Annotated in this window: 14 protein-coding genes; 8 read left to right on the forward strand and 6 right to left on the reverse strand. The window is 72.7% G+C overall.

Translation table 11 applies throughout. The annotated features are described in order from the left end of the window. Positions 1–182: 182 nt before the first annotated feature. Positions 183–950 (forward strand): ferritin-like fold-containing protein, encoded by a 768-nt coding sequence (locus tag ACIRF9_RS28910; RefSeq protein ID WP_403827955.1) that lies wholly within the window; start codon positions 183–185, stop codon positions 948–950. 26 nt (positions 951–976) lie between these two features. Here ACIRF9_RS28910 and ACIRF9_RS28915 read toward each other — a convergent pair whose 3' ends face one another. The 4 genes from ACIRF9_RS28915 to ACIRF9_RS28930 all read right to left on the reverse strand — a co-directional run bounded on the left by ACIRF9_RS28915 (position 977) and on the right by ACIRF9_RS28930 (position 2,905). Further along, positions 977–1,246 (reverse strand): hypothetical protein, encoded by a 270-nt coding sequence (locus tag ACIRF9_RS28915; protein WP_403827957.1) that lies wholly within the window; start codon positions 1,244–1,246, stop codon positions 977–979. A gap of 180 nt (positions 1,247–1,426) precedes the next feature. Further along, positions 1,427–1,654 carry a DUF3107 domain-containing protein gene (locus tag ACIRF9_RS28920; RefSeq protein ID WP_067248221.1) on the reverse strand — a complete coding sequence of 76 codons (228 nt, stop codon included), beginning with the start codon at positions 1,652–1,654 and terminating at the stop codon, positions 1,427–1,429. Positions 1,655–1,800: 146 nt separating this feature from the next. Next, on the reverse strand, positions 1,801–2,442 hold the full coding sequence (locus tag ACIRF9_RS28925; protein WP_403827959.1) for a TetR/AcrR family transcriptional regulator: 642 nt from the start codon (positions 2,440–2,442) through the stop codon (positions 1,801–1,803). Positions 2,443–2,683: 241 nt separating this feature from the next. Next, complete coding sequence (locus tag ACIRF9_RS28930; protein ID WP_403827961.1) at positions 2,684–2,905, reverse strand: hypothetical protein; 222 nt, start codon at positions 2,903–2,905, stop codon at positions 2,684–2,686. A gap of 199 nt (positions 2,906–3,104) precedes the next feature. Between ACIRF9_RS28930 and ACIRF9_RS28935 the strand changes: the two genes are divergently transcribed. From ACIRF9_RS28935 to moeZ, 7 genes are all read left to right on the forward strand, one after another. Then, on the forward strand, positions 3,105–4,076 hold the full coding sequence (locus tag ACIRF9_RS28935) for an alpha/beta fold hydrolase (RefSeq protein WP_403827963.1): 972 nt from the start codon (positions 3,105–3,107) through the stop codon (positions 4,074–4,076). A 7-nt stretch (positions 4,077–4,083) separates the two neighbouring features. Beyond that, positions 4,084–5,475, forward strand: a complete 1,392-nt coding sequence (locus tag ACIRF9_RS28940) for a DUF3152 domain-containing protein (protein WP_403827965.1) — start codon at positions 4,084–4,086, stop codon at positions 5,473–5,475. A gap of 226 nt (positions 5,476–5,701) precedes the next feature. Then, positions 5,702–7,471: a DUF3492 domain-containing protein gene (locus tag ACIRF9_RS28945; RefSeq protein WP_403827967.1), complete on the forward strand. Its 1,770-nt coding sequence runs from the start codon at positions 5,702–5,704 to the stop codon at positions 7,469–7,471. Beyond that, entirely contained in the window at positions 7,468–8,694 is a 1,227-nt protein-coding gene (locus tag ACIRF9_RS28950; RefSeq protein ID WP_403827969.1) for a hypothetical protein, read from the forward strand. The genes ACIRF9_RS28945 and ACIRF9_RS28950 overlap by 4 nt, the downstream gene beginning before the upstream one ends. A gap of 312 nt (positions 8,695–9,006) precedes the next feature. Next, complete coding sequence (locus ACIRF9_RS28955) at positions 9,007–9,969, forward strand: NAD-dependent epimerase/dehydratase family protein (RefSeq protein WP_403827971.1); 963 nt, start codon at positions 9,007–9,009, stop codon at positions 9,967–9,969. Then, a complete protein-coding gene (locus ACIRF9_RS28960) occupies positions 9,957–10,715 on the forward strand; it encodes a spherulation-specific family 4 protein (RefSeq protein ID WP_403827972.1) in 759 nt (252 codons plus the stop codon). The genes ACIRF9_RS28955 and ACIRF9_RS28960 overlap by 13 nt, the downstream gene beginning before the upstream one ends. A 63-nt stretch (positions 10,716–10,778) precedes the next feature. Then, positions 10,779–11,957, forward strand: coding sequence for an adenylyltransferase/sulfurtransferase MoeZ (gene moeZ, locus ACIRF9_RS28965; RefSeq protein ID WP_403827973.1), 1,179 nt, complete (start codon positions 10,779–10,781; stop codon positions 11,955–11,957). Between the two features lie 65 nt (positions 11,958–12,022). Here moeZ and ACIRF9_RS28970 read toward each other — a convergent pair whose 3' ends face one another. Next, the gene (locus ACIRF9_RS28970; RefSeq protein ID WP_403827975.1) at positions 12,023–13,585 is read right to left on the reverse strand and encodes an alpha/beta hydrolase; all 1,563 of its coding nucleotides are present in this window, start codon (positions 13,583–13,585) and stop codon (positions 12,023–12,025) included. Positions 13,586–13,722: 137 nt separating this feature from the next. Further along, on the reverse strand, positions 13,723–15,267 hold the full coding sequence (locus ACIRF9_RS28975; protein WP_403827977.1) for an alpha/beta hydrolase: 1,545 nt from the start codon (positions 15,265–15,267) through the stop codon (positions 13,723–13,725). Positions 15,268–15,377: the final 110 nt, after the last annotated feature.

Here is a 15,377-nt window from a genome sequence, read left to right on the forward strand (position 1 = left end):
ATCCTCATACGTGCGGCCCGTCGAATATTCGGCAGGCGCATTACCACCATACCCCGGAATCGTGCACACGCGATGGCCGATTCGGTCACGTTGTGGTTGTCACACCGTCGGACGCGGTCGGTCGCGTCTTCGTGGTCACACTGATTGACCAGGGACTTCCACCGTGCGGTGAGCGGGCTATTGTGCGCTGCATGACCACCTCTGACAAGCCTGACAACGCATCCGAAGAGCCCGCCGAGTCCGCTGAAGCCGCCACGGGGATCGCCGCCCAGGACTGGGCGCAGGCCTCCGCCGATCCGCAGTACCGGGCCGCGGTCGTGGACCTGCTCGGCGCTCTCGCGTACGGCGAGCTGGCGGCGTTCGAGCGGCTCGCGGAGGACGCCAAGCTCGCGCCCACGCTGGAGGACAAGGCGGAGCTGGCGAAGATGGCTTCGGCCGAGTTCCACCACTTCGAGCGGCTGCGCGACCGGCTCACCGAGATCGGCGAGGAGCCGACGGTGGCGATGGAGCCCTTCGTGGCCGCCCTCGACGGCTTCCACAAGCAGACGGCCCCCTCGGACTGGCTGGAGGGCCTGGTCAAGGCCTACGTCGGCGACTCCATCGCCAGTGACTTCTACCGCGAGGTCGCGGTCCGCCTGGACACCGACACCCGCGCCCTGGTGCTCGCCGTGCTCGACGACACCGGACACGCCGGCTTCGCGGTGGACCGGGTGCGCGCGGCGATCGACGCCGACCCGCGTGTGGGCGGACGGCTCGCGCTGTGGGCGCGGCGGCTGATGGGTGAGGCCCTGTCGCAGTCCCAGCGGGTGGTCGCCGACCGGGACGCGCTGTCGACGATGCTCGTGGGCGGAGTCGCGGACGGCTTCGACCTCGCCGAGGTCGGCCGGATGTTCTCCCGCATCACCGAGGCCCACACCAAGCGGATGGCGGCCCTGGGGCTGGCCGCCTAGACGTCCGGCTTCCCGGCTCCGGCCCTCTACGCCGGGGCCGAGCGCCGGCGCAGTCTTCCGGCGGGCCGCAGCAGCAGGGAGACGGAGGCGACGGAGACGACCGCCGCGCCGAGCAGGCTCAGCAGGAGGGTGCCGGTGCCCAGCGCGCTGTGGGTGACGAAGTCACCGAACAGGGCTCCGGCGACGCCCGTCGCGAGGACGAGGGTGCGGACCGGCAGGCGGTGGGACAGGCGCTGGAGCGCCGCCCACGCGAGCGCGAGACCGAGCACAGCGGAGCCGAGTGCTTCCAAGATCATGTGGGTCCCTCCCGGGCGGCGGGCCGTGCACCAAGGTCGTAGCCCGTCCTACCCGTGACCTGCGGAATGCAATCCTCCTGTGTGGCGGACTTGTGCGCCGTCCGTGAACGCGTGCGCGTACACGGAGAAGGGGCCCGGCGGTCGGAAGACCGCCGGGCCCCTTCTCTCGAGGCGTGTGCCTTACAGCGCGCCGAAGCCCACCTTGCGCGGGGCCGGCTCGCCCAGCTCGACGTAGGCGAGGCGGTCTGCCGGAACCAGGACCTTGCGGCCGTGCTGGTCCACGAGGCTGAGCAGCTGCGACTTCCCGGCCAGGGCATCGGCCACCACGCGCTCGACCTCCTCGGGAGTCTGACCGCTCTCCAGAACGATCTCGCGGGGCGCGTGCTGCACGCCGATCTTGACCTCCACGGCTATGTCCCTCCGACGGTCATGGGGTGCGCGGGCATCCGCGCCGTACGCTGCACACATTAGCCCGGTGAGGGGACGTACACGGCGTGGCCGTCCACGCCAGGAGCGAACAGGGGGCGGGAACAAACGCGCGGTGGCAGTTGTGGTCAGTGCTGATCGGTGCCGTGCAGGGGGAAACCGGCGATGCCCCGCCAGGCCAGAGAGGCCAGCAACTGCACCGCCTGGTCGCGCGGGACGCTGCGGTCGCTGTGCAGCCAGGAGCGGGCCACGACCTGCGCCAGGCCGCCCAGACCGGAGGCCAGCAGCATCGACTCCGCGCGCGAGAGGCCGGTGTCCTCGGCGATGACGTCGCAGATCGCCTCGGCGCACTCGGTGGTGACCTTGTCGACGCGCTCGCGGACCGCGGGCTCGTTCGTCAGGTCCGACTCGAAGACCAGACGGAAGGCTCCGCCGTCGTCCTCGACGTACGCGAAATACGCGTCCATCGTCGCGCGCACGCGCTGCTTGTTGTCGGTCGTCGACGCGAGCGCGCCCCGTACGGCCTGGATCAGCGCATCGCAGTGCTGGTCCAGCAGGGCCAGGTAGAGGTCGAGCTTGCCCGGGAAGTGCTGGTAGAGCACGGGCTTGCTGACGCCGGCCCGCTCGGCGATGTCGTCCATGGCGGCGGAGTGGTAGCCCTGCGCCACGAAGACTTCCTGGGCGGCGCCCAGCAGCTGGTTCCGTCGGGCACGGCGCGGCAGGCGCGTGCCTCGCGGGCGTGCTGCCTCTGTCTGCTCGATGGCTGTCACGCCGCCTCCCAAAGTCGTCCACATGCGGTGTGCGCCGCGCCGCCATCGTACTTTTCGGTAACCGTGTGGCGCGCGGTGCGAGCGCAGAATTTCACGGACCGGACGATCACAAAAGCCGTACAGAAGGTTTCGAAGTGGGGTGGTCCGGGCAGAATGCGCCCCTGCTCCTGGTGGGCGCGCTCCTTGTCGCGCCGGCGGTACGCGCCCCTCGTCGCGTCGGCAGTATGCGTCTCCGGTCGCGTCAGCGGTAGTCGTCCTCGTCCAGCGAGACGACGCGTGCCTGTTCGACGAGGTCCGCCTCGTTCGCCCGCGCGGGGTCCACGCTCTCCAGGGGGGCGTCGCGCTCCGGGGGGACGTCCTCGTACTCCTCGGCGGCGACGTTCTCCGGCGCCTCGACGTCGATCTCCCCGAAGTCGTCGTCCTCTTCCACGAACGTCTCGGGGTCGGTGGGGTCAACGGCCATGGTGGGCTCCCTTCCTACGAACGCCCCCGGGACACGCGGGGGCCACAAGCGGGTGCCCTCGGTACGAGCCTAGGAGACACCCGTTTCGGACGCTATGCGATGTGCCCCCGAATCGCGCCGGTACCGGTACCCGTCCCGCCTCGCTCCTGTGACGCCGAACACACATGGTCGTGCGTGATCGTCTCGTAACATTGCCCGCATGTCTTCGACCGAGCTGCCGTCCGTGCCGCCCACCAGTGTGCTGCCGAAGATGGCCTCCGTCAGGGTCGCCGAGGGCGAGCGGCTGCGGTCCGTCGGTCTGCCGGGCGTCACCCTGACCATCCGGTCCAGGCCGCCCGTGCGAGAAGGGCTCGAACCCGCCCTGTACGTGCATGGCCTCGGCGGTTCCTCGCAGAACTGGTCCGCGCTGATGGCGCTGCTCGACGGGGTCGTGGAGAGCGAGGCCCTCGACCTCCCCGGCTTCGGCAACTCCCCGCCGCCGGACGACGGCAACTACTCCATCACGGCACACGCGCGTGCTGTGATCCGCTACCTCGACGCGGCCGACCGCGGCCCCGTCCACCTCTTCGGCAACTCCCTCGGCGGCGCGGTGTCCACGCGCGTCGCCGCGGGGCGCCCCGACCTCGTCCGCACCCTCACCCTGGTCTCGCCCGCCCTGCCGGAACTGCGGGTGCAGCGCACCGCGGTCCCCACCGGGCTGGTCGGCCTGCCCGGTGTGGCCGCGCTCTTCAGCCGGCTCACCCGGGAATGGACGGCCGAGCAGCGCGTCAGAGGCGTCCTGGGGCTCTGCTACGGCGATCCCGGCCGTGTCACTCCGGATGCCTTCCGGCACGCGGTGGAGGAACTGGAGCGGCGGCTGCAGCTGCCGTACTTCTGGGACGCGATGACACGCACCACGCGCGGGCTGCTCAGCGCCTACACCCTCGGCGGCCAGCACGGGCTGTGGCGCCAGGCCGAGCGCGTCCTCGCACCCACCCTCCTGGTCTACGGCGGCCGCGACCAGCTCGTCGGCTTCCGCATGGCCCAGCGCGCCGCCCGCGCCTTCCGCGACTCCCGCCTGCTCACGCTGCCCGACGCCGGGCACGTGGCGATGATGGAGTACCCGGAGACGGTGGCCAGAGCGTTCCGGGAGCTGCTCGCCGAGACCGCCGACTCGACCCCGAGGGGCTGAGGCAGAGGTGGGACGCCACAGTCGGCGTGGACCGGCGCCCAAGAGGGCGCCCAAGGGTTCCTCCGGCACCTCTTCCGGTGCCTCCTCGCGTTACGCCGACGACACTCCCGCGCGCGGCACGCCCGGCCTTCCCGACGGGACGCCCCCGTACGGCTTCCCCGGGCTCTCCGGCGGCGCCCCCGACCGGGGCGTCCCCCGGTATCCCGACGGGACTCCGGCGCACGGTTTCCCGCAGGCCCGCGGCGGTCATCCCGAGCAGCGGGAAGCCGGTGGCGGCTGGGGGGAGTTGAGGGGGCGTCAGGCCGCTCCCGGGCAGCCGGTGATACCGCGTCAGCGGCCGATCCCCCCGCAGGGACCGCGACGGGGCCCGCGCCAGGAGTATCTCGACGCCTTCGAACTCGGCGAGGACGACGACGTCTTCACGCGCGCGGGGAAGCCGTTCACGCCCACGCGCGCGTCCGACCCGTACGCGGCCACGACGGAGAGCGACCCGTACGCCTCCGTGGCCGGACGGGGGACGGGCGGACGTACGGCTGCTTTGGGCGGCGTGGACGTGGACGACGACGCGCCGCCCACCGGCGCGCCCGTGGACGTCAAGAGCGCCAAGGGGCGGACCTTCACCGGCATCGTCGCCGCCGCGGTCACGACGGTGCTGGCCGTCGTGGTCGCCGGGCAGGTGACCGACACGCGCGAAGACGACGGCGTCCAGTCGCAGTCGGCCGCCGGGCGGGCGGCCGGAGGCGCACTGGAGTCGGCCGCGCCGAGCCCGTCCCTGTCACCGTCCCCGACCGCGGTGACGCTGACGTACGAGCAGAAGATGGACGCCAAGTACCAGCTGGGCGCGAAGCTCAAGGGGTCGGGCAAGTTCGACGCGGTCCCCGGGGTGGACAAGGCGCCCGGCAAGGGGCAGAAGTTCACCTACCGGGTGGACGTGGAGCAGGGGCTCGGTCTCGACGGCAAGTTGTTCGCCGAGGCCGTGCAGAAGACGCTGAACGACGACCGCAGCTGGGCGCACGACGGCGCGCGCACCTTCGAGCGGATCCACTCCGGCAAGCCCGACTTCGTCATCACCCTCGCCAGCCCCGGCACCACCGCCGTCTGGTGCGCCAAATCCAGCCTGGACATCACCGAGGACAACGTCTCGTGCGACTCGGCCTCGACGGAACGCGTCATGATCAATGCGTACAGGTGGGCCCAGGGATCCGCGACCTACGGTGACGACATCCATGCGTACCGGCAGATGTTGATCAATCACGAGGTCGGTCACCGGCTGGGCTACCACCACGAGAACTGCCAGAAGGACGGCGACCTCGCCCCCGTCATGCAACAGCAGACGAAATTCCTCGACCACGACGGGATCCACTGTCTGCCCAACCCCTGGGCCTATCCCAAGGGTTGACGATCGCCAGGGCTCTCGCCCGTGAGCGGGGCGTAACGTTTCGCACTCAAGTGAACTCTTAGCGCGACCGAACGCGACCCGCACGGGAAAGTTACGACCGTTCACCCCTTTTGGTGGCGCGATGGACAACCGTCCGTCGCGCCACCGCCTTGTCCGCATACGTTCTTCCCGCTGCGAGCCGCCGAGTCAACGGCGGCTCCCCAAACGGGAGATCGGGGGTGCGTGCGTGCGCATCGGACTGCTGACGGAGGGTGGCTATCCGTATGTGGGCGGTGACGCCGGACTCTGGTGCGACCGGCTCGTGCGCGGGCTCGGGCAGCACGAGTTCGACATCTACGCGCTCAGCAGCGGACCGCATCAGGAGGAGTCGGGCTGCGTCGCGCTTCCGCCGCAGGTCGGACGGGTGCGGACGGCGCCGCTGTGGACCGCGGGGGAGGACGGGGTCGGGTACGGGCGGCGTGCGCGCCGGCGCTTCAATGAGTGCTACGGGGAGCTGGTCACCGCCCTCTGCGACGGCCCCGCCTCTCAGGCGGACCGTTTCGCCAACGCGCTCTACGGCCTCGCCGAACTCGCCCGCGACGAGGGCGGGCTGGTGGGAGCGCTCCGCTCGGAGGGTGCCGTACGGGCCCTGGAGCGCGCCTGTCGCGCGCCCGGCGCGCTGCGCCCTACGCGTGGGGCGCGCGTACCCGAGCTGCTGGCCGTGGCCGATCACCTGGAACGCGCCCTGCGCCCCCTCTCGCTCGACTGGTACGAGGCCGACGCCGACGGTGGGGGCGCTCTCGGCTCGGTGGACCTGTGCCATGCCGCCGCCGGCGGGGTGGCCGCCCTGCCCGGGCTGCTGGCTCGGCACTTCTTCGACGTACCGCTGCTGGTGACGGAGTACGGGGTGCGGCTGCGGACGCACTACCTGAACTCCGGGGCGCCCGACGCGCCCTCCGCGGCGAGCACCCCCGCCGTCCGCGCCCTGCTCGCCGCCTTCCACGGCCGGCTCGCCGCCGAGGTCTACCGGCAGGCCGCCCGTGTCACGCCCGGCAACGCGCACGCCCGCCGCTGGCAGGAGCGCTGCGGAGCCGACCGCGCCAAGCTGCGCACGGTCTACCCGGGCATGGACGCCGCGCGCTTCGCGGACGTGGGCGACGCCCCGGACACCGCCGATCCGCACACCCTGGTCTGGGTGGGCCGGGTGGAACCGGCGAAGGACCTGGTGTCCCTGCTCCACGCCTTCGCCCGGATCCGGGAGGAGGAGCCGAGGGCGCGCCTGCGGATCATCGGCGCGCCGGCCGGGCCCGAGGGGCAGGCGTACCTCGGCCACTGCAGGACGCTGGCCGCCCAGCTCTTCCCCGACGAGGCGGAGGGCCCGCACTGCGTCGGCGACAACCCGGTGTCCTTCGAGGAGATCGGCGGCCCGGAGACGCCCGGTCTCGCCGAGGCGTACGCCGCCGGCGCCGTCGTCGTCCTGTCCAGCGTCGTCGAGGGGTTCCCGGTCGGTCTGGTCGAGGCGATGTTCTGCGGCCGGGCGACCGTGTCCACGGACGTCGGCGCGGTGGTCGAGGTCATCGGCGGCACCGGACTGGTCGTCCCGCCGCGCAATCCGCGGGCGCTCGCCGAGGCGTGCGGGGCGTTGCTGCGCGACCCCGAGCGCCGTGCGCGCCTGGGCGCGGCCGCCCGCGCCCGCGCGCTGGAACTCTTCACGGTCGAGCAGAACGTCGAGGCGTTTCACGGCATCTACCTGGAGATCGTCTCCCAGTGCCCGGCCCGCGGGGCCGTCCTCGCCGACGTGGGCGATCCCCGGCCGTTCGCCGTACCCGCCGAGGCCCGGCTGCCGGGGCGCTGGACCGGGCTGGGGGCACGGGTCACCGCCGCCCCGCGCGGTGCGGGCTGGACGGCGGGGCCGCCGGTACGGGGCACGTCGGTACGGGTCACGTCGGCCGGGGGGATGTCGGCCCGGGGGACCTCGTCCGTCACCGCCGAGCCCGTCAGCGAGGGGGCGCGATGAGCGGGCTGGGCGAACTGGACCGGTCCGGGGCCCCGGGGAACGGTGAGAGCGCGGGGGGCCGCGCCGTGGTGAGCGCGCCCGAGGGCGGGGGCGGTGCGGGTGGCGGTGGGCACAGGTCGTCCGCGGCCCGCCGGGGCACCGGAGACCCCGTGAAGGCGCTGATGCACCGTCACCGGGAGCTGTGCGAACGGGCCGTCGACCCGTTGGAGATCGCGGCCGGGCTGGAGGCCCACGGCGTCACCGACCGCACCGCCGCCCGCTTCCGGCACCGGGACGTCTTCTCACTGGCGGAGGAGATGTACGCCCGCGTCCCCCGCGGCGACGACACCCCGCCGCCCCCCGCGCCCACCGCCCTCCCGCGCCCCCGCCTGGACCGGGCCCTGCTCACCCTGCTGCCCGGCGCCCTGTGCGCCGCGGCGGTGACCGGCCTGCGCCTCACCCAGGGGCGGACGCGCCTCCTCGTCGCCGCCGTCGGCGTCCTCGCGGTGGCCCTCGCCCTGCGCGGAGTCCTTCGCAGGGGCCCGCTGGGCGCGCGCGGCGGCACCCGCTCCGGCCGGCCCCGGACCGGTGCCTGGACCTGCTGGCTCCTCGCCTACGCGGCCCTCGGCGACGGTCTCCTGCGGTCCGCCGTCGCAGGCGGCCCCGACGGGCTGCCCACCGGCGCACCGGACGGCCCCTGGCCCTTCGCCGCCGCCCCCCTGCTCACCCTCACCCTCGCCTGCGCGCCCGCCGCCGGGTGCGCGCACCTGCTCGCCGCCCGCGCCCGTCGCCGACTCGACGCCAGCCGCGGCCTGGAGGAGTTCACCGCATCCGTACAGCCGCTGCTGCTCGGCGTGTTCGCCCTCTTCCTGTGCGCGCTCGGCGCACTGTCCGCCCTGTGCGCCACAGCCCTGGACGAGCCGGACGCCTACACCGGCACTCTCACCCTGGGCACGCTGCTCTTCCTCGCCCGCCTTCTCACCGTGCACGGCTTCACCCACGTCCCGGCGGTGGTCCTCGGCGCCGTCGCCACCGCCGAGGCGCTCGCCGCGGCCACGGTGTTCGCGGGCCGCCTCCCCGGCTGCGCTCCGCTGTCCGCCCCCGTCGAGGCACTCATCACCGCCTGGGGCCCGGCAAGCGTCCCGGCCCTGCTCTGCGGAGCCGCCGGCCTGCCCCTCCTGGTCCACGCGGCCCGCACCCTCACCAGGGCCTCGGCCCACGCCCGAACGGCCCACCCGTGCTGACGCGCCCCGACTCCCACGAGCCGCCGGGGCCGCCCCGCACCCCCGACCACTGCGCGCCGCGCCTCCCCCACCGTGCACGGACCGCACGACGCAGCGCTTCTCCCCCCAGCCGCAGGCACCGCAACACCCTCGAAGGAGAGACCAGATGACCACCTCCCGATCCGGAGCGACCGGAGCCACCGGGACACCCGCGGTCGCAGGAGCCCCCGCGGTCACAGGAGCCCCCGCGGTCACAGGAGCAGCCCGAGCACACCGGGCGACCGGAGCCCACGCCGCCCGGACAGCCGCAGCGCACACCGAGGGAGCCGCACGATGAGGGTTCTGCTGATCGGAGCCAACGGCTACCTGGGCCGCTTCGTCGCCGACCGGCTGCTCGCCGACCCGGCGGTCCAGCTGACCGCGCTCGGCCGCGGCGACGACGCCGACGTCCGCTTCGACCTCGCGTCCGGCAGCCCCGGCGCACTCACCCGCTTCCTCGACGCGGTCCACCCCCAGGTCGTCGTCAACTGCGCGGGCGCCACCCGTGGCGGAGCCCGCGAACTCACCCGGCACAACACCGTCGCCGTCGCCACCGTCTGCGAGGCCCTGCGCCGCAGCGGCTGCGGCGCCCGTCTGGTGCAGATCGGCTGTGGCGCCGAGTACGGCCCGAGCCAGCCCGGCTCCTCCACCGCCGAGGACGCCGTCCCCCGCCCCGGCGGCCCGTACGGCGTCAGCAAACTCGCCGCCACCGAACTGGTCCTGGGCTCCGGCCTGGACGCCGTGGTGCTCCGAGTGTTCTCACCCGCCGGACCGGGCACCCCGGCGGGATCCCCGCTGGGACGCCTCGCCGAGGCCATGCGCCGCGCCATGCAGTCCGGCGACGGCGAGCTCAAGCTCGGCGGACTCGGCGCCCAGCGCGACTTCGTCGACGTCCGTGACGTCGCCCGCGCCGTGCACGCCGCCTCCCTCTCCGCCGCGCAGGGCGTCATCAACATCGGCTCGGGCCGCGCGGTCCGGCTGCGCGACGCCGCCGGAATCCTCGCGCGCGTGGCCGGATACGGCGGCGCCCTCCACGAACTCGACGGTCCCCCCGGCACCCACCTGCGGCCCGCCATCGGACACCCCCGCCCCGACTCCGACCACTCCGCCCCGGTCGCGTACCCGTACCCGGACGGCTGCGGCAGCTGGCAGCAGGCCGATGTGCGCACCGCCCGCGACCGGCTCGGCTGGCGGCCCCGGATCAACCTCGAGGAGTCGCTCGCCGACATCTGGATGGAGGCGGCGTGTCGTATCTGACGGGCACCCCGGCGGGCACCGCGAGCGCCGGGACCACCGACCTGCGCACCGGCCTCGGCGTGCCCGGCATCGCCCACCCCCTCCTCGCACCGGCCGAGTGGGGCGACCTCTCCCGCGCCGGCACACTCCTGCACTGGGCCGTCCTGAACGTCGCCGACGGCCCCGGTGCCCGCCCCGACCCGCACTGCCTCCAGGCCGCAGGCCGGCTGCGCAACGCGGGCGTCCGCGTCCTCGGCCACCTCGACACCGCCTACGGGGCGCGCGCCTTCGCCGAACTCGTCTCCGACGCGCAGCGGTACCTCGACTGGTACCAGGTCGACGGCTTCCTGCTGGACCGCTGCCCGGGCGAACGCGCCGAACTCCCCGAGGTCCGCCGTACGGTCGCCACGCTCCGCACCCTCCGGGACGCGCCGCACATCGTCCTCGGCCACGGCACCCACCCGCACCACGGCTACGCCGAGCACGCCGACCAACTGGTCACCTTCTCCGGCCCCTGGACCGACTACCGCTGGTCGCAGGTGGCCGAGTGGACCGCCGACCATCCGCCCGAGCGGTTCTGCCACCTGGTGCACGGCGTGCCCCGCGGTCATCTCGACGAGGCGCTGCGGATCGCCCGCTGGCAGGGCGCGGCGACGATCTGGTTCACCGACCGGGGCGACCGCGGCGGCCTGGACGACCCCTGGGAGACCATGCCCGGCTACTGGGACGAAATCGTCTCGCGGATCGGAACGGGTGTCTCGGAATGAAGAAGCCCATGGCAGTGTTACGGGGAGAACAACTGTAGTGATCGACCGACCAACGGAGTCCCCGTGTCGCTGCCACCCCTGGTCGAGCCAGCCGCTGAGCTCACCGTAGACGAGGTTCGCCGGTACTCCCGCCACCTGATCATCCCCGACGTGGGGATGGACGGGCAGAAGCGGCTGAAGAACGCCAAGGTGCTCTGTGTGGGCGCCGGCGGCCTGGGCTCGCCGGCGCTGATGTACCTGGCCGCGGCGGGCGTGGGCACGCTCGGCATCGTGGAGTTCGACGAGGTCGACGAGTCGAACCTGCAGCGCCAGATCATCCACAGCCAGGCCGACATCGGCCGCTCCAAGGCCGAGTCCGCCCGTGACTCCGTCAAGGGCATCAACCCGTACGTGAACGTGATCCTTCACGAGGAACGGCTCGAGGCCGAGAACGTGATGGAGATCTTCAGCCAGTACGACCTGATCGTCGACGGCACGGACAACTTCGCGACCCGCTACCTGGTCAACGACGCGTGCGTGCTGCTGAACAAGCCGTACGTGTGGGGTTCGATCTACCGCTTCGACGGCCAGGCCTCCGTGTTCTGGTCCGAGCACGGCCCCTGCTACCGCTGCCTCTACCCGGAGCCCCCGCCGCCGGGCATGGTCCCCTCCTGCGCCGAGGGCGGCGTCCTGGGCGTGCTGTGCGCGTCCATCGGCTCCATCCAGGTCACCGAGGCGATCAAGGTCCTCACCGGCACCGGTGAGCCCCTGGTCGGCCGTCTGATGATCTACGACGCCCTGGAGATGCAGTACCGCCAGGTCAAGGTCCGCAAGGACCCGAACTGCGCGGTCTGCGGCGAGAACCCGACCGTCACCGAGCTCATCGACTACGAGGCCTTCTGCGGCGTCGTCTCCGAGGAGGCCCAGCAGGCGGCCGCCGGCTCGACGATCACTCCCAAGCAGCTCAAGGAGTGGATCGACGACGGCGAGAACATCGAGATCATCGACGTCCGCGAGCCGAACGAGTACGAGATCGTCTCCATCCCGGGCGCCAGGCTGATCCCGAAGAACGAGTTCCTCCTGGGCACCGCCCTGGAGGGCCTGCCGCAGGACAAGAAGATCGTCCTGCACTGCAAGACGGGTGTCCGCAGTGCGGAAGTCCTCGCCGTGCTGAAGTCCGCGGGCTTCGCGGACGCCGTGCACGTCGGTGGCGGTGTCATCGGCTGGGTCAACCAGATCGAGCCGAGCAAGCCGGTCTACTGACCCCACCTGCCGTTCCGATCGGCGGGGGCTCCGGGCGCCACGAGTGCCCGGAGCCCCCGCCGTCGTCATGAGCAGACCTTGCCGTCCCTCGGCACCGTGCCCCTGAGCAGGTAGGCGTTCACCGTCGAGTCGACGCAGTCGCTCCCGCTGCCGTACGCACCGTGTCCCTCGCCCTTCCAGGTGAGCAGCACACCGACGCCCTCCCCGAGCTCGTCCGCCATCCTCCGGGCGCCCTCGTACGGCGTCGCCGGGTCCCCGGTGTTGCCGACCAGCAGGATCGGTGCCGCACCCGCCGCGCTCACCTCCGGGGTGTCGTACTGCCCGGCCACCGGCCAGTCGTGGCACCAGCCGGCGGTGTCCCAGCCGAGGAAGTCGCCGAAGACGGGCGAGATCCTCTCGAACTCCGGCAGCAGCTTCTTCGTCTCCTCGGCGGTCGGCCGCTGCTTGTCGTCCAAGCACGATATGACCCGTTGTGAGTGGGTCGTCGTGCCGTAGCCCCCTTCGGCGCTGCGGTCGTTGTAGGAGTCGGCGAGTGCCAGCAGCTCGGAGCCGTCACCGGCCTCCGCCGACTCCAGAGCACTGGTCAGTGCCGGCCAGGACTGCTCGCTGTACAGCGGCAGGACGATGCCGGTGATGGCGAGCGTCTGGTTCAGCCTCCGTCCGTCGGAGGTCGGCAGCGGCTCGCTGTCGAGCCGGTCCAGGAAGTCCGCGATCTTCGCGCTGCCCTGCTCGGGGTCCTGGCCCCTCGACTTCAGGTAGTCGTCGAGCGCCCGCTGGAAGCCCATCGCCTGGTTCTCGGCGTGGCCCACCGCGTCGGCGGTCGGGTCGACGACCGCGTCGAGGATCAGTCGCCCCACCCTCTTCGGGAACAGGTGGGCGTACACGCCGCCCAGTTCGGTGCCGTAGGAGATGCCGAAGTAGTGCAGCTCGGTGTCGCCGAGGACCTGGCGCATCAGGTCCATGTCGCGCGCGGTGTCGGTGGTCGAGACGTGCGCCAGCAGGTCGCCCGCCGCCTTCTGGCAGCCCTTGCCGAAGTCGGTGGCGTCCTGGAGGTACGCCTGCTCCTCGGCCGGGGTGTCCGGGGTGACGTCGACGGACTCGGCGGCCTGGATGTCCTTGTTGCTGCGGCAGCGGATGCCCTCGCTGCCGCCCACCCCGCGCGGGTCCCAGCTGACCAGGTCGTAGCGCTCGCGGAGTGCGGAGAACGTGGCGCCGTACGGCGGGAGCGTCGACACGCCCGAGCCGCCGGGGCCGCCGAAGTTGAACAGCAGCGAGCCGATGCGCCCGCTGCCGCTGCCACGGGACTTGGCGCGGATCAGCGCGAGACCGATGGTTTCGCCGTCCGGCTTCGACCAGTCCAGCGGCACCTTCATCGTGGCGCACTGCCACTCGCTGCCCCGCGCGGTCGAGCCCGCGTCGGCCTCGCAGCGTCCCCAGTCCAGCTGCTGCCCGGTGAGCGAGGCCGGCAGGGCCGCTGTCGTGGCCGTGCCGGAGGGGCCGGCCGACGGCCGGGCGTCGGCCGCCTTCCCCTTGCCGTCGTCCCCGCTGCCCGACGAGCCGCTGCCGCAGCCCACCGCGAGCAGCGCGGCGGCGGCGCCCAGTGCCGTCCACCGCAGGAACCGCGCCATGTGCACTCCCCCCTTGCCGACCGTCCGCGCCGGGTGGCGGGACGGCTGTCAGGCAATGGTAGGCAACGCGCCGCCCGTCCGTCGGAGCCTGTGGATAACTCTGTGACCTGCGGGTTCTCCGGGAAATCGGGAGAGAGTCAGGAGCATACGGTTCCATCGGCCGGCACCTTGCCGTTCAGCAGATAGCCGTCCACCGCCGTCTGCACGCACTTGTTCTTGCTGCCGTAGGCGCCGTGCCCCTGGCCCCGGTAGGTCAGCTCCACGCCGACGCCCTTGCCGAGCGCGTCCACCATCTTCCGCGCCCCTGCGTACGGGGTCGCGGGGTCGCCGGTGTTGCCCACGACGAGGATGGGCGCCGAGCCGGCCGCGCCGACGTCCGGGTGGTCGGCGGCGCCCGGCACGGCCCAGTCGGTGCAGCTGACCATGGACCAGGCCATGAAGTCCCCGAAGAGGGGAGAGGCGGCGCGGAACTCCGGCAGCTTCTCCTCCACGTAGTCGGTGGAGTAGCGGGGCTTGGCGTCGGAGCAGTTGATGGCGGCTCCGGCGGCGGCGATGTTGCTGTACTCGCCGTTCGCGCTGCGGCCGTTCATCGAGTCGGACAGCAGCATCAGGGTGCTTCCGTCCCCGTCGTAGGCCTGCTCCAGGCCCTCGGTGAGGTACTCCCAGAAGTCCTTCGAGTACAGCGCCTGCGCGATGCCGTTGGTCGCCGCGCTCTGGGTCAGGACCCGCGGGAAGACACCCGGGATCGGCTTGGCCTCGAGTTTTCTCAGCAGTGCGGCGATCCGGTCCTTCACGTCCTGCGCGGTGTCGCCGACGGGACAGCCCTCGGCCTGGGACGCGCAGTCCTCGGCGTAGTTGTCGAGCGCGAGCTGGAAGCCCCTGGCCTGGCCGAGGGCCCCCTGCTCGGGCGTCTGTGTGGGGTCGACGACCGCGTCGAAGACGGCGCGCCCCACGTTCCTCGGGAACAGGTGGGCGTACACGCCGCCCAGCTCGGTGCCGTAGGAGATGCCGAAGTAGTGCAGTTTGGTGTCGCCGAGGACCTGGCGCATCAGGTCCATGTCGCGGGCCGCGTCGGTGGTGCGCACATGCGGCAGCATCTTCTCGGAGCGCTCCTCGCAGGCCGCGTTGAACTCCTCGGTGTTCTCCACGAACGCAGCGCGCTCGGCGGCGTCGTCGGGGGTCATGTCCTGCTGGAAGTAGGCGTCGAGCCGCTGGTCGTTCTCGCACTTCACGCCGGCGCTGCGGCCGACGCCGCGCGGGTCGAAGCTCACCAGGTCGTACCGGGTGCGCAGGGTCGCGTAGTCCTTGCCGAACGCGGGCAGCGTGCTGACGCCCGACCCGCCGGGTCCGCCGAAGTTGAACACCAGCGAGCCGATCCGCCGGCTCGCGGCACCGCTGGCCTCCGCCCGGATCAGGGCGATCCCGATGGTGTCGCCCTCGGGGTCGGCCCAGTCCCGGGGTGCCTTCATCGTGGCGCACTGCCACCGGTCGCCGTTCGGGAGTGGGGAGGGGGCGCTGCCGCCGCCCTCCGACGCGGCCGGGGCCGGGCAGTCCTTCCAGGTGAGCCGCTGCTCCGTCAGGTCCTCGGCCCCGGCGTCGTCGCCACAGCCGGCCACCAGGGAGGTCAGCAGGACGGCGGTCGCGGTCAGGGCGGCGGCACGCAGACGGGCGGGGTTCGGCATGATCCCATCGTGGGGTCGTGCCCGCCCACGCGCGCGGGGCGCGGGCCGTACGAGGTACGGCGGCGTGGTCGTCAGGAGGGAGCCCTCGCGGGGCATGGGTGCTCTCTTGG

Source organism: Streptomyces sp. NPDC096132 (genome assembly GCF_044763345.1).
In the GTDB taxonomy this organism is placed as follows: domain Bacteria; phylum Actinomycetota; class Actinomycetes; order Streptomycetales; family Streptomycetaceae; genus Streptomyces.